The 21263-nt window shown below is 69.9% G+C and carries 17 protein-coding genes; 9 read left to right on the forward strand and 8 right to left on the reverse strand.

The genetic code is table 11. The features are described 5' to 3' along the window. Positions 1-214: 214 nt before the first annotated feature. Entirely contained in the window at positions 215-2668 is a 2454-nt protein-coding gene (locus tag ACFVYL_RS36820; RefSeq protein ID WP_389724329.1) for a DNA topoisomerase (ATP-hydrolyzing) subunit A, read from the forward strand. Between the two features lie 90 nt (positions 2669-2758). Here ACFVYL_RS36820 and ACFVYL_RS36825 read toward each other — a convergent pair whose 3' ends face one another. Further along, positions 2759-3895 (reverse strand): CobW family GTP-binding protein, encoded by a 1137-nt coding sequence (locus tag ACFVYL_RS36825; RefSeq protein WP_389724331.1) that lies wholly within the window; start codon positions 3893-3895, stop codon positions 2759-2761. Between the two features lie 360 nt (positions 3896-4255). Here ACFVYL_RS36825 and ACFVYL_RS36830 point away from each other — a divergent pair, with 360 nt between their 5' ends. The 3 genes from ACFVYL_RS36830 (at position 4256) to ACFVYL_RS36840 (ending at position 7211) form a co-directional block, all read left to right on the forward strand. Next, positions 4256-4786 (forward strand): DUF6082 family protein, encoded by a 531-nt coding sequence (locus tag ACFVYL_RS36830; RefSeq protein ID WP_389724334.1) that lies wholly within the window; start codon positions 4256-4258, stop codon positions 4784-4786. Between the two features lie 93 nt (positions 4787-4879). Continuing rightward, the gene (locus ACFVYL_RS36835) at positions 4880-5116 is read left to right on the forward strand and encodes a hypothetical protein (RefSeq protein WP_389724337.1); all 237 of its coding nucleotides are present in this window, start codon (positions 4880-4882) and stop codon (positions 5114-5116) included. A 727-nt stretch (positions 5117-5843) separates the two neighbouring features. Then, complete coding sequence (locus ACFVYL_RS36840) at positions 5844-7211, forward strand: FG-GAP and VCBS repeat-containing protein (RefSeq protein WP_389724372.1); 1368 nt, start codon at positions 5844-5846, stop codon at positions 7209-7211. A gap of 146 nt (positions 7212-7357) precedes the next feature. Here the strand turns inward: ACFVYL_RS36840 and ACFVYL_RS36845 are convergent, their stop codons facing one another. Continuing rightward, entirely contained in the window at positions 7358-8548 is a 1191-nt protein-coding gene (locus ACFVYL_RS36845; protein ID WP_389724339.1) for a citrate synthase/methylcitrate synthase, read from the reverse strand. 120 nt (positions 8549-8668) lie between these two features. On the opposite strand from ACFVYL_RS36845, the gene ACFVYL_RS36850 reads away from it, so the two are divergent. The 4 genes from ACFVYL_RS36850 (at position 8669) to ACFVYL_RS36865 (ending at position 13397) form a co-directional block, all read left to right on the forward strand. Beyond that, complete coding sequence (locus ACFVYL_RS36850; RefSeq protein ID WP_389724342.1) at positions 8669-9937, forward strand: citrate synthase family protein; 1269 nt, start codon at positions 8669-8671, stop codon at positions 9935-9937. Between the two features lie 65 nt (positions 9938-10002). Further along, the gene (locus ACFVYL_RS36855) at positions 10003-10944 is read left to right on the forward strand and encodes a sucrase ferredoxin (RefSeq protein ID WP_389724345.1); all 942 of its coding nucleotides are present in this window, start codon (positions 10003-10005) and stop codon (positions 10942-10944) included. Positions 10945-11031: 87 nt separating this feature from the next. Continuing rightward, a complete protein-coding gene (locus tag ACFVYL_RS36860) occupies positions 11032-12723 on the forward strand; it encodes an ATP-binding protein (protein WP_389724348.1) in 1692 nt (563 codons plus the stop codon). Continuing rightward, positions 12720-13397 (forward strand): response regulator, encoded by a 678-nt coding sequence (locus ACFVYL_RS36865; protein WP_389724351.1) that lies wholly within the window; start codon positions 12720-12722, stop codon positions 13395-13397. Before ACFVYL_RS36860 ends, ACFVYL_RS36865 begins: the two co-directional genes overlap by 4 nt. A 34-nt stretch (positions 13398-13431) precedes the next feature. Here the strand turns inward: ACFVYL_RS36865 and ACFVYL_RS36870 are convergent, their stop codons facing one another. From ACFVYL_RS36870 to ACFVYL_RS36895, 6 genes are all read right to left on the reverse strand, one after another. Next, the gene (locus tag ACFVYL_RS36870; RefSeq protein ID WP_389724375.1) at positions 13432-15024 is read right to left on the reverse strand and encodes a cation acetate symporter; all 1593 of its coding nucleotides are present in this window, start codon (positions 15022-15024) and stop codon (positions 13432-13434) included. Then, positions 15021-15587, reverse strand: a complete 567-nt coding sequence (locus ACFVYL_RS36875; RefSeq protein WP_389724354.1) for a DUF485 domain-containing protein — start codon at positions 15585-15587, stop codon at positions 15021-15023. Before ACFVYL_RS36875 ends, ACFVYL_RS36870 begins: the two co-directional genes overlap by 4 nt. 111 nt (positions 15588-15698) lie before the next feature. Next, complete coding sequence (locus ACFVYL_RS36880; protein ID WP_389724357.1) at positions 15699-16436, reverse strand: response regulator; 738 nt, start codon at positions 16434-16436, stop codon at positions 15699-15701. After that, a complete protein-coding gene (locus ACFVYL_RS36885; RefSeq protein WP_389724360.1) occupies positions 16433-17578 on the reverse strand; it encodes a sensor histidine kinase in 1146 nt (381 codons plus the stop codon). Before ACFVYL_RS36885 ends, ACFVYL_RS36880 begins: the two co-directional genes overlap by 4 nt. Next, positions 17575-18084 (reverse strand): DUF1453 domain-containing protein, encoded by a 510-nt coding sequence (locus tag ACFVYL_RS36890; RefSeq protein ID WP_389724363.1) that lies wholly within the window; start codon positions 18082-18084, stop codon positions 17575-17577. The genes ACFVYL_RS36885 and ACFVYL_RS36890 overlap by 4 nt, the downstream gene beginning before the upstream one ends. Positions 18085-18291: 207 nt before the next feature. Then, entirely contained in the window at positions 18292-20415 is a 2124-nt protein-coding gene (locus tag ACFVYL_RS36895; protein ID WP_389724366.1) for a type IIA DNA topoisomerase subunit B, read from the reverse strand. 441 nt (positions 20416-20856) lie between these two features. Here ACFVYL_RS36895 and ACFVYL_RS36900 point away from each other — a divergent pair, with 441 nt between their 5' ends. Next, positions 20857-21087 (forward strand): hypothetical protein, encoded by a 231-nt coding sequence (locus tag ACFVYL_RS36900; protein ID WP_055544920.1) that lies wholly within the window; start codon positions 20857-20859, stop codon positions 21085-21087. Positions 21088-21263 lie beyond the last annotated feature (176 nt).

Here is a 21263-nt window from a genome sequence, read left to right on the forward strand (position 1 = left end):
TTCGATCGCTGGATCATCGCTGGATCAGAACAATTGCTGCCAGTCCTGCCACTGTATGCAAGCGTGTCAGCACCTGACGAAGTTCCCGCTCCGCCCTCGGCGTAGTCGCGTGTGACGCCGCCGGTGCACGGGTCGTGGTCTGCGTTGTCAGTGGGACAGTCCACAATGGTCGGCGTCAGATCCCGCACTTGTTGGTGAAGGAGCCGCAGCAGCGATGGCCCGCCGCAGCACGAAGACCCCGCCGCCCGACGACTCGTACGAGGAGAAGATCCTCGACATCGACGTCGTCGACGAGATGCAGGGCTCCTTCCTCGAGTACGCGTATTCGGTCATCTATTCACGCGCCCTGCCGGACGCCCGCGACGGCATGAAGCCGGTGCACCGCAGGATCGTGTACCAGATGAACGAGATGGGCCTGCGCCCCGACCGCGGCTATGTGAAGTGTGCCCGCGTCGTCGGCGAGGTCATGGGTAAGTTGCACCCGCACGGCGACGCGTCGATCTACGACGCGCTGGTGCGCATGGCCCAGCCCTTCTCGATGCGCCTCCCCCTGGTGGACGGCCACGGCAACTTCGGCTCGCTCGGCAACGACGACCCGCCGGCCGCCATGCGGTACACCGAGTGCAAGATGGCCGACGCCACCTCCCTGATGACGGAGTCGATCGACGAGAACACGGTCGACTTCGAGCCGAACTACGACGGCCAGGAGAGAGAGCCCACCGCCCTCCCCGCCGCCTACCCGAACCTCCTGGTCAACGGCGCGTCCGGCATCGCCGTCGGCATGGCGACCAACATGCCGCCGCACAACCTCGGCGAGGTCATCGCCGCCGCCCGCCACCTGATCAAGCACCCGGCGGCCGACCTCGAGACCCTGATGAAGTACGTGCCGGGCCCCGACCTGCCCACCGGCGGCAGGATCGTCGGTCTGACCGGCATCAAGGATGCGTACGAATCGGGCCGCGGCTCGTTCAAGATCCGTGCCACGGTCTCCGTGGAGAACGTGACGGCGCGCCGCAAGGGCCTGGTCGTCACCGAACTGCCCTTCTCCGTAGGTCCCGAAAAGGTCATCTCCAAGATCAAGGACCTGGTCGGCTCGAAGAAGCTGCAGGGCATCGCCGACGTCAAGGACCTCACCGACCGCGCGCACGGCCTGCGCCTGGTCATCGAGATCAAGAACGGCTTCGTCCCCGAGGCCGTCCTGGAACAGCTCTACAAGCTGACGCCGATGGAGGAGTCCTTCGGCATCAACAACGTGGCCCTGGTGGACGGCCAGCCCCTCACCCTCGGCCTCAAGGAGCTCCTGGAGGTCTATCTCGACCACCGGTTCAACGTGGTGCGCCGCCGCAGCGAGTTCCGCCGCAGCAAGAAGCGCGACCGCCTGCACCTGGTCGAGGGCCTCCTGGTCGCGCTCCTGGACATCGACGAGGTCATCCGCCTCATCCGCTCCAGTGAGAACTCCGCGCAGGCCAAGGAGCGCCTGATGGAGCGCTTCTCGCTGAGCGACATCCAGACGCAGTACATCCTGGACACGCCGCTGCGCCGGCTGACCAAGTTCGACCGCATCGAGCTGGAGTCCGAGCGCGACCGGCTCAACGGCGAGATCGACGAGCTGACCGGGATCCTGGAGTCGGACGCGGAGCTGCGCAAGCTGGTCTCCGCCGAACTGGCCGCCGTCGCCAAGAAGTTCGGCACCGACCGGCGCACCGTACTCCTGGAGTCGACGGGTTCCCCGGCCGCCACGGTCTCGCTGCAGGTGGCCGACGATCCGTGCCGGGTGCTCCTGTCGTCGACCGGCCTCCTGGCCCGTACGGCGAACGGCGAACCCTTCGCCGACGGCGACACCAAGCGCGTCAAGCACGACGTGATCCTGTCGGCGGTGCCGGCGACGGCACGCGGTGAGGTGGGCGCGGTCACGTCCGAGGGGCGGTTGTTGCGCCTCTCCGTAGTGGACCTCCCCCAGCTGCCGGAGACGGCGGCCGCACCCAACCTCTCCGGAGGGGCGCCCGTCTCGGAGCTGCTCTCCCTGGAGAAGGACGAGAAGCTGATCTGCCTGATGACGCTCGACGAGTCCTCGCCGGGCCTCGCGCTCGGCACGGAGCAGGGCGTCGTCAAGCGCGTGGTCCCCGACTATCCGTCCAACAAGGAGGAGTTGGAGGTCATCACCCTCAAGGACGGTGACCGGATCGTCGGCGCAGCCGAGCTGCGCACCGGTGAGGAGGACCTGGTCTTCATCACGGACGACTCCCAGCTCCTTCGCTACCAGGCCGCGCAGGTGCGTCCCCAGGGCCGTCCCGCCGGTGGCATGACGGGCATCAAGCTCGCGGACGGCGCGAAGGTCATCTCCTTCGCGGCGGTGGATCCGGCGGTGGACGCGGTCGTCTTCACGGTGGCGGGCTCGCGCGGCACCCTCGACGACTCGGTGCAGACGACGGCCAAGCTCACGCCGTTCGACCAGTATCCGCGCAAGGGCCGCGCCACGGGTGGCGTACGCGTCCAGCGCTTCCTGAAGGGCGAGGACTGCCTGAGCTTCGCCTGGGCGGGCCCGACGCCTCCGCACGCGGCGCAGCGCAACGGCGCCCCGGCCGAGCTGCCGGAGATCGACCCGCGGCGTGACGGTTCGGGTGTCTCGCTCGCGAAGCCGGTGGCGGCGGTGGCGGGGCCGGTGTAGTCGGCGGCCGGCCCTGTTGGGGCCGGCTTTCGTTCGGTCGGGCCGACTTTCGTTCGGTCGGCCTGGCTCTGGCTCTGGCTCTGGCTCTGGCTAGCTTGCCTCGGCCGGTTCCTCGACCGGGCCCTCGCCGGGCTCCTGGACGTAGCGCAGTACGCCCCACATGCCGTGCTCATCGGCCTGGGGGGCGTACGCGCGACAGGCCTCAAGCTCCTTCTCCAGAGCCGGTACGTCGACGCCCGACCCGATGAGCACCAGCTGCGTCAGCCGCGGCTCGTCCGGAGCCCACGGCTCCGGGTAGAAGCGCAGAAACCGCCCCACGGCGTGCACCTCGTACCGGTTCCGCGGGTCGGCGGCGCCGAAGTCGACGTACCCCTTGATGCGGTAGAGCCCTTCGGGCCTGCTGTCGAGAAGGGCCATGAGGGGGCGCGGCCCCATGGGCACCTCGGAGGTGAAGGCGAGGCTTTCGTAGGCGGCGTGCAGGTGGTTGTGGTGTGCGCAGGAGCTGTCCTCGCAGCACCCGCCGCCCTCCGGAGCGTCGGCGCCGCTGCGGGCGGTACCGGGTTCGCCTCGGGCGTCGACGTCGTCCCGCAGATCGTCGAAGGAGAGCTGTCCGACCCGCTCCCCCACCGGCGCACGGTCGAAGAAGAGCTCCACGTCGACGCGGCCGTAGGAGGCGGCGACCACGGCCGCGCGCCCCGCGAGCCCGCGGACGACACCGAGGACCCGCTCACGCTCCTCGTCGGGCACCCGGTCGGCCTTGTTGACGACGACGAGGTCGGCGATGCCCAGATGCCGGTCCACTTCGGGGTGACGCTCCCTGGTCGCGTCGAACTCGGCGGCGTCGACGACCTCCACGAGGCCCCCGTACACGATGTGCGGGTTCTCGCTGGCCAGCAGCATCTTCACGAGCTCCTGCGGCTCGGCGAGCCCGCTGGCCTCGATGACGATGACGTCGATGCGCGCGGCGGGCCGGGCGAGCCGCTCCAGGTACTCGTCGAGCTCGCTCGCGTCCACGGCACAGCACAGGCATCCGTTGCCGAGGGAGACGGTCGAGTCGCCGAGCTGACCGGCGACCGACATGGCGTCGATCTCGATGGACCCGAAGTCGTTGACGATGGCGCCGATCCGGCTGCCGCCGCTGCGGTGCAGCAGATGGTTGAGCAGAGTCGTCTTGCCGGAGCCCAGGAACCCGGCCAGGACGACGACCGGGATCTGCTGCTTGTTCAACGCGGACCTCTCGTGTCGACGCAGGTACGGTCCACGGCGGGCCCCGTACGACGAATGAAGACGGCCCCAGGATAGGTGGGCGTAGTCCGGCCGCGAAGTGAACGATTGTTAGCGGCGCTCGCGGGGCACACGTTAGGCACGGCGCCGGGATGTGCGACCCCTGCTTCCTTCCGTGCGCCTCCTCTCCGCCTCCCCGCCGGTCAGAGCCGCTCGGCACCCTGGGAGACGGCAAGCGCACCGCCCATCGCTCGCCGGTCCGCTCCCTGTCGACCCGCACCCGACGACCGGCGGACGGTCGCCGATTCGGGGGTTGACATGACCACACAGAAATTGTTGACACGGGGGGTGGGTCCGGCCGCGGTGGCAGGGCTCTCATTCGCGACAGGCACCTTCATGCTGCTGCGGTCCAAGGGGCGGCGCCTTTCGGTTCACCTCACGGAACGCGAGCACCGAGTGGCCGAACGCGAACGCGCTGCGCTGGCCGCCGAGCGGCGGAACGCGGCACTCACCGAACAGCACCGGCTCCACTTCGACCTGCTGTGCAAGGCGATGGGGGATGCCACACTCGCCGCGGTCCTGAACACGTACGACGAGCCCGTGCCCCCGGAGCGGCAGCGGCAGTTCCTCTTCGCCAATGCCCTCTACATCAACGCGCTGCACGCCCACCGCATCGGCGCCGTGACCTTGCAGGAGCTGTACGGCCACCTTCGGGTGATGTGCCAGAACCCCATCTTCCGGCAGTACTGGGACGCGACCCGCCACCATCGCGCAAGCCTGGACCACTCTTCCGACGAGGCCAAGGTGGGACGAGTGATGGACCGACTGGCCGAGGAGCTGGATCACGCCGATACGGACGAGTGGTGGGTGGTCGGTGAACCTCCCGCTGGGTAGGGCCAGTTGGATTACTTCAAGCCAACATCTTCGACACCGACCGGTACTCTGACCCCGCCTTCAACTCCACTGACCCCAAGGACCGGGATCGCTTTGAAGATCGTGCGCCGCATCGGTGTGTCTCCGCGTGAGCGGGGCAGCCAGACGGGGCAGACGTGCCCCGACATTTTCGAACTCACCGATGGCAACTTCGCAGTGATCGGGACAGACAGGACCGACACCCTCGATGGCGAACTGCCCGCCGATGCCGGACGAGCCGACTACGAACGTATCGTCGTGATCAGCAGGGAGACATTGATCCGGGCCAGGGGCGACATCCCCGAGGCCTGAGCGACCCCTGTCGTCCGCGGGCCCCGGCCGAAGCCCCCGGCGGCCCCGGCCGAAGCCCTGCGGCCCCGGCGACACCGCCGTCCGGCCGCGCCACTCTCCCGCCTCCGGGAATCGTCGCGACGGGTGCGCCCTCCGTCATCATCAGCGACTGGCTGATACACGGCGTGGAGGTGACCAACGAGGACCGGCGAACGGCACAGGAACGCAGCGCTCTCAGCGGCTGCTTCGGCGGAGTGAGCGCCGTCTTCTCCGGGCTGACGGCCCTGCTCCTCATCGTGAACCTGCTGTTCCAGCAGCGAGAGTTGCGACTTCAGCGCCAAGGGCTCTCATTCCCGCGTGCCCTCACGGCGCGGGCCCGGCCGCGCTCACGTGACCGGGCCCTGCGGGGTCCGGTACGTCTCCAGGTTTGCCACGGTGCAACCTGCCGCCACCGCGCAACCACCATCCCTCATACGAGTGGCGGGATGCCGTCGCGCCCAGCGAACGCCGTACGGCCGAAAGCAGAACCAACACCAACCGTCACATACGACGTGACTCTGCACCCCGTACAACCCTTCGGCCTCACCACCGGTCTCCTGCTTCGCCGACCTCACGCGTCACCGCGCCACGCACCCCGCTTCGGCGCCCGGCTCGGCGACCGACCCCGTCGCCTCCGCCCCTCCACTCGCTTCGCATCTCCACCCGCTCCACAACTCCACTCACAAGGAACTCCACCCCCATGCGTCCCATGCGCACCCTCACGACGGCTACACTCGCCAGCCTCCTGGTGGCGGGCCTCACCCCCCTCGCCCTGCCCGCCGCGGCAGCGAGCGCCGCGCCCGCGAAGCACGGCGACGACTTCAACGGTGACGGCTACCGCGACTACGCGTACTCGAGCTTCAGCGCCAGAGGCGGTGGCGGCGTCACCGTGGTCTTCGGCACCGCCACCGGGCCCGGCTCCGCACAGCAGCGCATCACCCAGGCGAGCCCCGGCGTGCCCGGTGCCGACGAGGCCGACGACATGTTCGGCGAGGTACGGGCCGCCGCGGACTTCGACGGCGACGGATACGGCGACCTCGCGGTGGCGGCCACCGGCGAGAACGGCTCCCACGGCGCCGACCAGGGCGCCGTGACGATCCTGTGGGGCTCCGCCTCCGGCCTGTCCAAAGGCACGACTCTCCCGAACAAGAACCCCGGCGCCAACAACTACATGGGCAAGGACCTGGCGACCGGTGACTTCAACGGGGACGGCAAGCAGGACCTGGCCGTCATCAACGAGTCCATGACCTACGTCTACCGCGGTCCGCTCAAGCGCTCCGGCACCACCAGCACCGTGACCAAGCTCGACAAGACGACGTCCTTCTACGCCACGGCCCTGATCTCCGGCAAGGTCAACGGCGACAAGAAGAGCGACCTCGCCATCATCGGTGACGTGGTCAGTCCCGAAAAGATCGCGTCCGACGTCTGGTTCATCAAGGGCGGCGCGAGCTCGCTCACCCCGGGCAAGAGCCTGCGCCTGGAGTCCGAGTCCGGTAACGGCGGCAGCTCCGAGCGCGGCGGCGACGGTGTCATCGCCGACTTCGACAAGGACGGCTACGGCGACATCGCCATCGGCACCTCCCTCTACTCGAAGCACAAGGGCCGCGTCAGCATCTGGTACGGCGCCTCCGGCGGCCCGTCCCGCAGCGCCCGCCTCACCCAGTCGACGAGCGGCGTCGCCGGATCCCCGGAGAACTACGACGAGTTCGGCTCATCCGTCTCGGCGGGCGACGTCAACGGCGACGGCTACGCGGATCTCGCGGTCGGCGTGCGGGACGAGGAAATCGACGGCAAGGAGCACGCGGGCGGCGTGCACGTCTTCAAGGGCCGGGCGAGTGGTCTGTCCGGTGCCGGTTCACAGTGGTTCGCCCGCAACACCGCCGGCGTGCCGGGCCCGTTGACGGACTACGACCAGTTCGGCGGTCTGGTACGGCTGCGCGACGCGGATGGTGACGGAACGGCTGACCTGTATGTGAGCGCCGCCAACTCTCTGCGGCTGCCCGGCTCACCCAGCGGCATCACCACGGCGGGCGCGACGGAATTCGACGCGGTGCCCATCGACGGCTTGTTGCAATAGCTCCCCTGGAGGCTGGAGGAGGTCGAGACAGCACTGCCTCGGAGATCAAGGCCGCGTTCGGCCTCGTGCACCTGGTTGCCACGGTAGATAAATGCTCGCGGCCGGGGCCCGCGGAAAGGGGCCCCGGCCGGCGAAAGCGAGACCGCCTAGGCCGGTTCGCCTGCCTGGGACGGCGGTACCGGAACCGGCGGGATCGCCCCCACATACCGCGCCGCCGGGCGGATGATCTTCGAGTCGCGGGCCTGTTCCAGGATGTTCGCGCTCCAGCCGACCACCCGCGCGGACGCGAACGTCGGCGTGAACATCTCGCGGGGCAGCCCGCACAGCTCCATGACGACGCCGGCGTAGAACTCCACGTTCGTGTGCAGTTCCCGACCTGGTTTCAGCTCCGCCAGGATCGCCTCGACGTGCCGCTCCACCTCGACCGCGAACTCCACCAGGTCGCCGCCGAACTGCTGCGCGACGCCCCGCAGCATGCGCGAGCGCGGATCCTCGGTGCGGTAGACGGGGTGCCCGAAGCCCATGATGCGGTCGCCCGCTAGGACCCTCTCGCGGATCCAGCCGTCGATGCGGTCGGGCGTGCCGATCGCGTCGAGGGTGTCCAGGGCGCGGCTCGGCGCACCGCCGTGCAGCGGGCCGGACAGCGCACCGACCGCGCCGACCAGACAGGCCGCCACATCCGCACCGGTCGAGGTGATGACCCGTGCGGTGAATGTTGACGCGTTGAACCCGTGATCAATGGTCGAGATCAAGTACTGCTCGATCGCCCGGGCACGCACGGCCTCCGGCTCCGAACCGGTCAGCATGTAGAGGTAGTTGGCGGCGTACGACAGGTCGTCGCGAGGTTCGACGGGGTCTAGCCCCTGGCCGAGTCGGTACAGGGCGGTGAGCAGGGTCGGCACCACGGCGGACGCTTCCAGGGCGTCCGCGCGGCGCCGGTCGTCGTCGATGTCGTACACCGGACGGAAGCCCTTCGACGCACCGAAGAGCGACAGCGCGGTGCGCAGTCCGGAGAGCGGTCCGGACAGCACGCTCGCGCGGGCGACGGCGGGCAGCGCGTCACGCACCTCGGCGGGCAGATGCCGCAGCGACGCGGTGTGCGCGGCGAAGGCGGCGCTCCGCTCGGCGTCGGGCAGCTCGCCGTGGAACATCAGGTGCCAGACGTCCTCGAAGCTGCGGTGCTGCGCGAGCTCGACGGCCGAGTACTGGCGGTAGTGGTAGAAGCCCTCGTGTCCCCGGACGTCGCCGAGTTCGGTCTCGGTGACGACGACGCCCGCGAGTCCTCGTGGGACCTGGACGGGCTCGGCGGGGGTGGCGGCGGAGCCATTGATCGGCATGTTGTTCCTCGACTTCCTACCTGGACTTGATTTAACTGTCCATGCTTGACTGAGTCTCTGTCAATATTGATTGAATCAATATGCCAATACAGTCGTCGCGATGCGGATACGGTGACGCCCATGACGGATCAAGGAACCACGCACGAAGGCCGGCGGCTGAGCACCAAGGAGGCCGCCGAACTACTCGGCGTGAAGCCCGAGACCGTGTACGCGTACGTGAGCCGCGGTCAGCTCAGCAGCCGCCGCGGCCCGGGGGCACGGGGAAGCACGTTCGACGCGAAGGAGGTCGAGGCGCTGGCCCGCAGGAACAGGCGGGAGCCGGCAGCGCCCGCCACCGGCAACGAACTCTCCGTACGCACCCGCATCACACTCATCGACAAGGACCGCTACTACTTCCGCGGTGTCGACGCGACGGAGCTCGCCCTGAACCACTCCTTCGAAGAGGTGGCCGAGTGGCTCTGGACCGGTGTCCTGCGCCCCGGGATCGAGTTCACCGCCCCCAAGGAGGCCGCCGCCGCGGCCCGTCGCGCGGTCAACGCGCTGCCCGAGCACAGCGGTCCGACCGACCGCCTGCGGGTCGCCGCCATCTCCGCCGCGGCCGCCGACCCGCTCCGCTTCGACCTCTCCGAAGAGGCGGTCATCGGCACCGGACGCACATTGATCCCCACCCTCGTGACCGCGCTCCCACCGGTCCTGTCCGGCTACCGTGACGAAGGCCCCATGGCCCGCCGGCTGTGGGCACGGCTGACCGGCGGCAAGCCCGACGAAGCGGCACTGCACGCGCTCGACACGGCTCTCGCGCTTCTCGTCGACCACGACCTCGCCGCGTCGACGCTCGCCGTCCGGGTCGCCGCCTCGGCGCGCGCCCACCCCTACGCCGCGGTGTCGGCGGGCCTCGGCGTCTTGGAAGGCCCGCTGCACGGTGCGGCGAGCGGTCTCGCCCACCGCATGCTGCTCGACGTGCTCGACCGGGGCAGCGCGGCGCCCGTCGTCGCCGACGAGCTGCGCGCGGGCCGCCGCGTCCCCGGGCTCGGACACCGCCTCTACCCGGGCGAGGACCCGCGCGCGCAGGCGCTCTTCGCCCTCCTGGAGGTGATGCCGAAGGCCGGCCCCGCCCTCGCCGCGGCCCGTGACGTGGTGGCGACCACCGCCCGCCACACCGACCTGCGGGCCAACGTGGACCTCGCGCTTGCCGTCTTCACTGCCTCTTCGGGGATGCCGGCGGAGGCGGGCGAGACGATCTTCGCGGTGGCGCGTACGGCGGGCTGGATCGCGCACGCTCTGGAGGAGTACGGCGAACGCCCGCTGCGTATGCGCCCGAGCGGCCAGTACGTAGGCGTGCGGCCGCCCCAGCAGATGCCCTCTCCCGAGACCTCCCCCACACCCTGACGCCTTGCCGGCCCACTCCTGTGGGGCGTGCGGTGGCCGGGACGGTGCGGGTTAGGCTCGCCTGCGTGAGTACGTGTGCGACCGCCTCGCGGGACCTGGACGAGCCTCTCGCGGGCACCGCGGCCACCGCCAGGACATGGCTTCTGCTGGAGCAGCCCGGCCCTTGGGGCGCCAAGGCGCTGAGGTCCAGCCATCTCGACCCGGAGACCGGCCGCGCCCTGGAGGCCGCCGCCGAGGGGACCGGCGTGCGCATCGCCCTCATCCGCCGACCCGGACGCCACGCGGACTGTCACGCGCCGACGCGGCACCAGGTGTATCTGGGGCACACCGTCCCCGGCCGCACCTGGCTGCGGGGCGCGGTGACCGACGACCCGCGCCAGCTGCTGGACCTCGACTTCGCGGCCCTCGGCGCGGGCGACCACGGCGGCTTCGGCGCGGCACACACCGGCGCCCCGCTCGTACTCGTCTGCACCAACGGCAAGCGCGACCGCTGCTGCGCCCTGCTCGGCAGGCCGCTCGCCGCCGAGCTCGCCGGATCGGGTGAAAAGGGCGCCTGGGAAATCACCCATCTGGGTGGCCATCGCTTCTCTCCCACCCTGCTCGTCCTGCCTTACGGATACGCGTACGGGCGGGTGCGGGCGCCTGCCGTCAAGGAGATCCTCCACGCGGCCCGCGCGGGCCGCGTCGTCACCGATGCCTGTCGGGGAAACTCCGCCTGGGAGCGTCCCGGGCAGGCCGCCGAACTCGCGGTGCGCACGGCGGTCGGCGAGTACGCGGCCGGGGCCCTGAGCATCCTCCGTACCGACGGCACGAGCCCGCGCCGGGAGGTGACCGTCGCGCACACCGACGGCCGCCGGTGGCAGGTCACCGTCGATGAGGTGGCCTCGCTCCCGCCCCGTCCGGAGAGCTGCGGCGCGACTCCCGCATCACCGGCGCGGATGGACGTGACGGCGCTGCGGGTGCTCCACGATGGGGCGGATGGTCACCGCCCGCTCGGCGCCCCGTAAAACGGCTCCGGCACCTGCGGCTTGCGTACGAGATCCCCGCCACAGTGACTTCGAAGTAGCCCGTCGGCGGCCGTACCGTTCGTACCCATGAGCCCGACCTCCCCTGCGCGACGCCGCCGCCTCGGCCTGCCGCGGCGCGTGTTCTCGCAGGTCCTGCTGATGCAGCTGGCCATCGCGGCCGGGGTCGCGGTGCTCGCCACCGGTCTCTTCCTCGCGCCGCTGAGCGACCAGCTCGACGACCAGGCGATGCGCCGCGCGCTCGCCATCGCGCAGACGACGGCCGCCCAGCCACAGATCGCCGAGGACCTGTCCGCCTCCAGGCCCACAAGCGACGGGCCTGTCCAGGCCGCGGCCGAGCGGATCAGGCGGGCCAGTGGCGCCGAGTACGTGGTGATCATGAACAAGGACGGCGTGCGCTGGTCCCACACCGACCGCGACCAGATCGGCAAGGTCGTCTCCACGGACCCCAGCGACGCCCTCGCGGGCCATGACGTCATGGAGATCGACAACGGCACTCTGGGCCGCTCGGCCCGCGGCAAGGTGGCGCTGCGGGACGCGGGCGGGGACATCGTGGGCGCCGTCTCCGTAGGCATCGAGTACGACAGTGTGCGGGCCCGTCTGGTCCACTCCATCCCGGGACTGCTCGCCTACGCGGGCGGAGCACTCGCCGTCGGCGTGCTCGCCGCCTATCTGATCTCCCGCAGGGTGCAACGGCAGACCCGGGACCTGGCCTTCTCCGACATCTCCGCCCTGCTCGCGGAACGTGAAGCCATGCTGCACAGCATCCGTGAGGGGGTCGTCGCGATTGACCGGAGCGGCCGGATAAGGCTGCTCAACGACGAGGCGCAGCGGCTTCTCGGCCTGGGCACGGAGGTGATCGGGCAGCCGCTCGACGACGCGCTCGGCGCGGGGCGTACGACCGATGTGCTGGCCGGCCGGGTCACCGGCACAGACCTCCTGACCGTACGCGGACAGCGTGTCCTGGTCGCCAACCGCATGCCCACCGACGACGGAGGCGCCGTCGCGACCCTGCGCGACCGCACGGAGCTGGAGCAGCTCGGCCGCGAACTCGACTCCACCCGCGGTCTCATCGACGCCCTGCGCGCCCAGGACCACGAGCACGCCAACCGCATGCACACCCTCCTCGGCCTGCTCGAACTGGAGATGTACGAGGAGGCGGCGGAGTTCGTCGGCGAGGTGGCGGGCGCCCACCGGGTGACCGCCGAGCAGATCACCGAGAAGGTCCACGACCCACTGCTCGCGGCCCTGCTGGTCGGCAAGGCCACGGTCGCCGCGGAACGGGGCGTCGCGCTCTCGGTGCCGCGTCACAGCGCGCTGCCCGACCGGCTCGTGGATCCGGGCGGCCTCGTGACGATCGTCGGCAACCTCGTCGACAACGCACTCGATGCCGCCGCGGGCACCCGCCACGCGCGCGTGGAGATCGATGTACGCGCCGACGGGCGAACCGTGCTCCTCCAGGTACGCGATTCCGGTCCGGGAGTGCCCGCCGGGCAGCGCGAGGCGATCTTCACCGAGGGCTGGACCACCAAGGAGCCGCCGGCCCACGGAGAGCGCGGCATCGGCCTCGCCCTGGTCCGCAGGCTCGCCGAGCGGCAGGGCGGCAGCGTGCGGGTCGGCGAGGCGCCGGACGGCGGCGCGGAGTTCACCGTCGTACTGCCGGAGGCACTCGCGGAGCCCGAACTCGCCGCCACCGACGAGCACGATGAGCGAAGCCACGAAGGAGCCACGATGACCACGGCCCCGAAGGAGTCGCAATGATCGACGTGCTCGTCGTGGACGACGACATCCGGGTCGCGGACGTCAACGCCGCCTATGTCGCGAAGACCCCCGGCTTCCGGGTGGCCGCGAAGGCACACGACGCCGCCGAGGCCCTGCGCCTCGTCGAGGACGTGCCCGTCGACCTGGTGCTGCTCGATCACTATCTGCCGGACGAGACCGGCCTCTGGGTCGTACGCAGCCTGCGTGAGCGGGGCCACCAGACCGACGTGATCATGGTGACCGCCGCGCGCGACGTCGCCACGGTGCAAGCAGCGATGCGACACGGCGCACTCCAGTACCTGGTCAAGCCGTTCTCGTACGCCGGGCTTCGCGCCAAGCTCGACGCGTACGCGACGCTGCGCCGCACGCTGGACGGCGGGGGCGAGGCCGAACAGGCCGAGGTCGACCGCATCTTCGGCGCCCTCTCGGCGACGCCGGCGCCCGAGCTGCCCAAGGGGCACTCCCCCACCACGGCGGAGCTGGTGCGCCGGGCCCTGATGGCCGCGGAAGGGCCGCTCTCGGCCCAGGAGCTGGCGGACCGCACACAGCTGAGCCGGCAGACGGCACAGCGCTATCTGAAGCTCCTGGAGCGCACCGGGCGGGTCCGGCTGAGCCTCAAGTACGGCGACACGGGCCGTCCGGAACATCGTTACGAGTGGGCGGCCAGCAGCTGAGCGGCCCGGAACTCCGCGCCGTGGCAGGGAATCGTTACACCGCCCCGGCGCCGGTGAGCGACCGCACCTCCGTCTCCGCGTGCTTGGCCTCGTCCGCCTCATCTCGCGAGGTCACCGTGCCGAGCCAGCCCGCGAGGAAGCCGAGCGGGATGGAGACGAGGCCCGGGTTCTCCAGGGGGAAGTACTGGAAGTCCACCCCGGGGAAGAGGGATTGCGGCCCACCGGAGACGACGGGAGAGAGGGCGACCAGCGCGAGCGCGGGCAGCAGTCCCCCGTACACCGACCACACCGCGCCCCGGGTGGTGAAGTTCCGCCAGAACAGGGAGTAGAGCAGCACCGGCAGGTTGGCGGACGCGGCGACCGCGAAGGCCAGGCCCACGAGGAACGCGACGTTCAAGTCGCGTGCCAGCAGGCCGAGGCCGATCGCGACCACGCCGATCCCGGCCGCGGCGACGCGGGCCACCGCCACCTCGCTGCGCGGCTTCGCGTTCCGGCGCCGAAGGGAGGCGTACAGGTCGTGGGCGACGGACGCCGAGGAGGCCAGCGTGATGCCGGCGACCACGGCGAGGATGGTGGCGAAGGCGATGGCGGCGACGATCGCGAACAGAACCGTTCCGCCTGTGGAGTCCGCGCCGCCTCCCAGGTCGAGGGCGAGCAGCGGAACCGCCGTGTTCCCCGCGGCATTCGATCCGCGCACGGCGTCCGGGCCGACCAGAGCGGCCGCGCCGAAGCCGAGCACGATCGTCATCAGATAGAAGCTGCCGATGAGCCCGATGGACCAGACGACCGAACGGCGGGCGGCCCGCGCGGTCGGCACGGTGTAGAAGCGGGTCAGGATGTGCGGCAGCCCGGCAGTGCCGAGCACGAGCGCGAGCGCGAGGCTGATGAAGTCGAGCCGGGCGGTCCAGTCCCCGCCGTACTTCAGGCCGGGTACGAGGAAACGGTCGCCGTGGCCACTACGGTCAGCGGCGGTCCGCAGCAGTTGGTTGAAGTCCCCGTGGAAGTGCACCAGGACGAGCACGGTCAGTGCGATCGCCCCGCCCATCAGCAGCACCGCCTTGACGATCTGGATCCAGGTGGTGGCTCTCATCCCTCCCATCGACACATAGATCACCATGAGCGCACCGACGCCGATCACCGTCCAGGTCTGCGCCGCCCCGCTCGTCCCGCCGAGCAGCAGCCCCACCAGCGAGCCCGCCCCCACCATCTGCGCCACCAGATAGAGAACGGAGACGGTCACCGACGAGGTCCCCGCCGCGATCCGCACCGGACGCTCCTTCATCCGCGCGGCGACGACATCACCGAGCGTGAACCTGCCGCAGTTGCGCACCAGTTCGGCCACGAGAAACAGCACGACCAGCCATGCGACGAGGAACCCCACCGAGTAGAGCAGCCCGTCGTACCCGAAGAGCGCGATCAGCCCGGAGATGCCGAGGAAGGAGGCAGCCGACATGTAGTCACCGGCGATGGCGAAACCGTTCTCCATGGGGGAGAAGAGCCGCCCGCCCGCGTAGAACTCCTCGGCCGAGCCCTGCCGGTGACGGCTCGCCCAGGTGGTGATCGCCAGCGTGACGGCCACGAACACCCCGAACAGCAGAAGCGCGAGGTTCTGATGATCTCCCATCAGCGCTGCCCCTCCTGGTCCCGCGCCGCGTCGAGGCCGCGCGAGGCGTCCCGCTCCCGCCGCTGCTCCTGCTCCCTCTTCTGCTCGAAGACGGCCCAGCGCAGATCGAGCGCCGCCCGGTCCCGCCGCAGCCGAGCGTGCCGCGCGTACGCCCAGGTCAGCAGGAACGTCGAGAGGAACTGTCCGAGCCCCGCCAGCATCGCCACATTCACGGCCCCGGTGACGGGGCGCGCCATCAGCCCCGGCGCCGTCGTCGCGGCCACCACGTACGCGACGTACCAGGTGAAGAAGACGGCTGTGGCCGGGACGACGAATCGCCGATACCGGCTGCGCACCTGTTGAAAGGCGTCGCTGCGCTGCACTTCCAGGTAGATGTCGGCCGGTCCTGCACTCCGCTGCGCGACCGGGGACCGGGGCGCCACCACTGAGGCCGGCGCGCCCGTGCCGTCCAGTTCTCCCCAGCCGGAGGCGAGCGCGTCGTACCAGGGGTCCCTCAGGTCGCCGGACCGGTCCCGGCCGACATCAGTCCGGCCCGGCACCACATCGGGCCCGTCGTGCTTCTCCACCGAACTCTCCTTAGTCCGCGGCCGTGTTCGGCCACGTGCCCAAGGATGGACAGAACGGTGGGATTCCTGACTCCCCTCCCCCCGCTCTTCACCCCATCAGGTGAAGCATCGTCAGGTACCGGCTCTCCCTTCCGGCTTGGTCAGCCTGTTCCGGAAGGCGTAACGGACCGCCTGCGCACGGTCCTTGAGCCCCGCCTTCGCGAAGAGATTGTTGATATGGGTCTTCACCGTCGCGGTGGAGACGTGCAACGACCGGGCGATCTCGTGGTTCGACATTCCTTCGGCGATCAGGGCGAGCACTTCTGTCTCCCGCGCGGTGAGGCCGTCGGGCGGCACAGCACTCGTGGTCGCATCGGGCTCCGACAGCCGTTCGAGAAGACGCCGTTGGATCTGCGGTGCCAGCCCCGCGTCACCCGAGAGCACGTCCTCGACGGCCCGGACGATCTCGTCCCCGCCTGCGTCCTTGGTGAGATAGCCGCGCGCCCCCGCCTTGAGCGCCGGGAACAGCGAATCGTCGTCGGCATAGGTGGTGAGCACGACGACCTGCGTCCCTGGATACTCGGCACGGATGCGCCGCGTGGCCTCCGCGCCGTCGCAGCGGGGCATGCGCAGGTCCATCAGGACCACGTCCGGGGCCAGTTCGGCGACGAGGCGGACGGCCTCCTCGCCGTCGGCGCCGGAGCCCACGACCTCGATGCCGGGCAGCAGCCCCAGCAGCATCACGATCCCCTCACGCACCACGGTCTGATCGTCGACCACCACCACCCGCGCGGGTGGCTTGTCTCCCCCTGCGGCAGACCCGGCGGGGCTTTCGCCCGCGATCCCGGCGATTCCCTCGTCGCTCGTCATCCCGGCACCCTCAGCGTCACCACGAAGCCCTCCTCACCCGGCCCTGCCTCCAGGGACCCTCCCAGCAGCTCGGCCCGCTCACGCATCCCGAGCAGACCGTACCCGGCGCCGGAGGCGGCGAGCTCCCCCGGCGGCTGTCCCCCCGAGTCCCTGACGTCCAGCTTGACTTCACCCTCCCCGTACTGGAGGCACACCTGGATCTTCGCCCCCGGCGCATGCTTGCGGACGTTCGTCAGGGCTTCCTGCGCCACCCTGCGCACCGCCTGGGACGCCTCGGCGGGCAGCGCCCGGGCGTCCCCCGTGACGGTGACCGAGGCGCGGTCCGCGGTGACCAGCTCGCGCAGGAAGTCCTCGACCGGGGTCATCTCGCCGCGCAGCGCGGACAGCGCCTGTCTGGTCTCGGCGAGCCCTTCTCTGGCCATGGACCGCGCCGCCACCACCCGGTTCAGGACCTGCTCCTTCGCCGCGTCCCTCTCGATCAGCAGCCGGGCCGCCTCCAGGTGCACGAGCTGCGCGGAGAGGCTGTGCGCGAGCACATCGTGGATCTCGCGGGCGATACGGGCCCGCTCGGCGAGTGCGGCCGACTCCGCCTCCGCAGCTCGTGCCGCCCGCTCCTGGGCAAGCAGCCGATGGGCACTGCCGCGCGCCTCGGCGTCCAGCCTCAGGGTGTACCCGGCAAGCGCCAGACCGATGACGGTGAGCGCTGTGATGAGCCAGTTGTCGCCGTTGTAGGCGACGTATCCGGTCATCGCCACGAGCACGCATGGCGCCGCCGCGACGAGCGGCAGCCGCTCCAGGGCGGTGACAGCCGTGGCGCACCACAGCACGAGGGCGAGCACACGCCAGTCGGCGATCCCCGCCACGACCGCCGCCCCCATGAGCAGCCCCATCAGTGCCAGCGACGGCCACAGACGGTGCCCGAACGAGACACGGAAGAGGGCCCACGACGCCCCGGTGACGACCACCACGATGGCCACCCCTCCCACCAGGCGCCAGCCTCGGTCCTCGTGGAACGTGCTCCACAACAGAGCGCCGAGGGTCACCACGCGCAGCACCCTGACGAACCAGAGCCGGGCCATGCTCAGCCCTGCCCAGGTGAGCGCCTCCTGAGAAGGCCATCGCGTCCAGCGGTCCCCACTCATACGGGTTCCTTCCGCATCGGCTGGTGGGCCGCGGCCGCACCGAACGTCGTGCGCACGGAACCCGTCCGCAGCAGGAGCAGACCGCTGCGGACCAGCAGTGTGGCCGCGAGGGCCAGCATGAGACCGGCACTCCCCTGTCGAACATGCAGCAGCGAACCGATACCGAACAGACCCGCCCGCAGTCCCGTCCCGGCGACCCAGACCACGGCCGTGGCCTTGGTGCCTTTGCTCCAGGCGGTGCCGTCCGCATCGGTCCACACATGCGAGGTCCGTGCCCAGCCGGCCCCCACGGCCAGCCCGACGGCCAGCTCAGCGGCGAGCAGGGCCGCAGACGCGGTGTGGTGATGGGGGTCGATCAGGCCGGGTTCGCGCACGGCCATGAAGATCAGTACGGCTGGTATCAGCCACCAGCGCCGGTCCGTGCCGATCTGCTGGGCCTTGAACTGGCGGACGACCACCAGCGCCACGACAGCGCAGATCACCAGGGTGTTGGGGAGCCCTGTCATGTCAGCCTCCGTACGACAAGCGGGACGAGCGGAACGAGCCCGATCCGAGAAGGATCGACGCGTTCGACGTTACGGAAACCGACTGGTCACGGGATCGGCGCAGGGGTTGAACACGGGTGGAGCCCTGTGCTCCACCCGTGGGTGGAGCACAGGGCTCCCGCGCTGATCAGCGCCCCGCGGCGCGATTCAGGCTCCGGCTCTTGCGCGCTACGCGTCGATGCGTGAGCGGTCGAGTGTGGCCGCGGAGCTGGTGATGAACTCCTTGCGGGGGGCGACGTCGTTGCCCATCAGCAGATCGAAGACCTGCTCGGCGGAGTCCAGATCCGAGATGTTGATCCGGCGCAGGGTCCGATAACGCGGGTCCATCGTGGTCTCGGCCAGCTGGTCGGCATCCATCTCGCCCAGGCCCTTGTAGCGCTGGATGGAGTCCTTGTACCGGACGTTCTTGCGCTGCAGCTCCAGCAGCGTCTCGCGCAGCTCACGGTCGGAGTAGGTGTAGACGTACTTGTCCTGGCCCTTCTTGGGCTGGCTCAGCTCGATGCGGTGCAGCGGCGGGACCGCCGCGAACACCCGCCCGGCCTCGACCATCGGCCGCATGTACCGCTGGAACAGCGTCAGCAGCAGGATCCGGATGTGCGCGCCGTCGACATCGGCGTCCACCAGCAGAATGATCTTCCCGTAACGCGCCGCGTCGATGTCGAAGGTCCGGCCCGACCCGGCCCCTATGACCTGGATGATCGCCCCGCACTCGGCGTTCTTCAGCATGTCCGTCACGGACGCCTTCTGCACGTTCAGGATCTTGCCGCGAATGGGCAGCAGCGCCTGGAACTCGGAGTTACGGGCCAGCTTGGCGGTGCCCAGCGCGGAGTCCCCCTCCACGATGAACAGCTCACTGCGCTCCACATCATCACTGCGGCAGTCCGCCAGCTTCGCCGGCAACGACGACGACTCCAACGCCGTCTTCCGCCGCTGGGCGTCCTTGTGCTGACGGGCCGCGATACGCGTACGCGCGGCCGCCACGGCCTTGTCCATGACCGCCCGGGCCTGCGCCTTCGCGTCCCGCCTGGTCGACGTCAAAAACGCCTTGAGCTCCTTGGCGATGACATTCGCGACGATCCGGTTGGCAGCCGAAGTCCCCAGCACCTCCTTCGTCTGCCCCTCGAACTGCGGCTCCGCCAGCCGCACCGTGACCACCGCCGTCAGACCCTCCAGGGCGTCGTCCTTGACAATGTCGTCCTCGGCGACCCGCAAGACCTTCTGGGCCCGCAGCGCCTCATTCATCGTCTTGGCGAGGGAGCGCTCGAAGCCGGTGATGTGGGTGCCGCCCTTAGGGGTGGCGATGATGTTGACGAACGACTTGATCGTCGTGTCGTATCCGGTGCCCCAGCGCATCGCCACGTCCACGCCGAGCTCACGAGTGACCTCGGTGGGCGTCATCTGCCCGTGCTCGTCCAGAACCGGCACGGTCTCCTTGAAGGTGCCCTGCCCGGAGAACCGCAGCACGTCGCAGACCGCCTTGTCCTGCGCCAGGTACTCGCAGAACTCGCTGATGCCGCCGTCGAAGCGGAAGGATTCCTCGCCCTTCGAGCCGCCCTCACCCAGACCGAGCTCGTCCCGCACCACGATCGTCAGCCCCGGCACCAGGAACGCCGTCTGGCGGGCGCGCTGGTGCAGGTTCTCCAGCGAGAGCTTCGCGTCCTTGAGGAAGATCTGCCGGTCCGCCCAGTACCGCACCCGCGTACCGGTGCGGGCCTTGGGGATCTTCTTGACCTTGCTGAGCCTGGCCGAGGGGTCGAAGGACGCCTCGGGGCCCGGCTTGGCGAAAGCGCCGGGGACGCCGCGCCGGAAGCTGATCGCGTGAGTGTGCCCCGCGCGGTCCACCTCGACGTCAAGGCGCGCGGAGAGCGCGTTCACCACGGACGCGCCCACACCGTGCAGACCACCGGAGGCCGCGTACGAGCCGCCGCCGAACTTCCCGCCCGCGTGCAGCTTGGTCATGACGACCTCGACTCCGGAGAGGCCGGTCTTGGGCTCGACGTCGACGGGGATGCCGCGACCGTTGTCCCGGACCTCTACGGAGGCGTCGTCGTGGAGGATGACCTCGATGTGGTCGCAGTACCCGCCCAGGGCCTCGTCCACGGAGTTGTCGATGATCTCCCACAGGCAGTGCATCAGGCCGCGGCTGTCCGTCGACCCGATGTACATGCCCGGCCGTTTGCGGACGGCCTCCAGGCCCTCCAGGACGAGGAGGTGCCGCGCGGTGTAGTTGGAACCGTCCCGATCTGCTCCTGTCAGCAATGCTGTCGACGGCACGGACGTCTCGGCGGTCACGCGGTTCGCTCCTCGCTGAATTTCAAGGGGGGTCCTTTGGGGTAAGGACGCGGCTTCGGTTACCGCTCAGAGGGTACCGAGGCCTGGTAGAGCCGTTGTAACGCCACCCTCGTCTCAACTCAGACTAGTCCACGCTCGCATACATGTTCGATCCCTCGATGGAGTGAAGCGCACGTCACGTTCCCTTCCAGGCATGAACCATTTAGGCTCCGGGCACGTCCTCATGAACAACCGGCAAGCCAGCCGGTGAGGATCCGACCTGACAGACAGCGCGAAACCGTAAGACACGTAAGAGACGCAATACGGCACATTCGCCGCCAACCGGCAACGGACAACCTCCTCGAAAAGAAACTTCGAGGAAAAGCCACGAGCGGGAACGTTTTCGGCCTGGTTGGATGTTGACCCTGGTACGACAGCTCGTCGAGCTAGAGAAGAGGCGACGTGACTACTGTTCTGACCCCCGCGAGCCCCCTGACGGCCGCTGATCGCTGCGACCGCTGCGGCGCCCAGGCATACCTGCGCGTCGTCCTGTTGAGCGGCGGTGAACTGCTCTTCTGCGCCCACCACGGCCGCAAGTTCGAGCCGGAACTCAAGAAGATCGCCGCTGAGATACAGGACGAGACGGAGCGCCTGACCGCCGTTCCCGAGAGCGCCACTGAAGAGGAACGCTGACACCTCGCATCCACGACGAGCCAGCTCCGGCACACCAGGCCGGTGAACGGGCGGGGGCCCCCGCCCCCCGGGCCGGGCGCCCGCCCCCGCGCGGCACCGAGCCCGCCCCCGCCCCGGACGGGGCGCGGGGGGGGGCCCCCCCGCCCCCCCCGGGTCATATAAACAACAGACGCGGC

Source organism: Streptomyces sp. NPDC058308 (assembly GCF_042880275.1).
Lineage (GTDB): Bacteria > Actinomycetota > Actinomycetes > Streptomycetales > Streptomycetaceae > Streptomyces.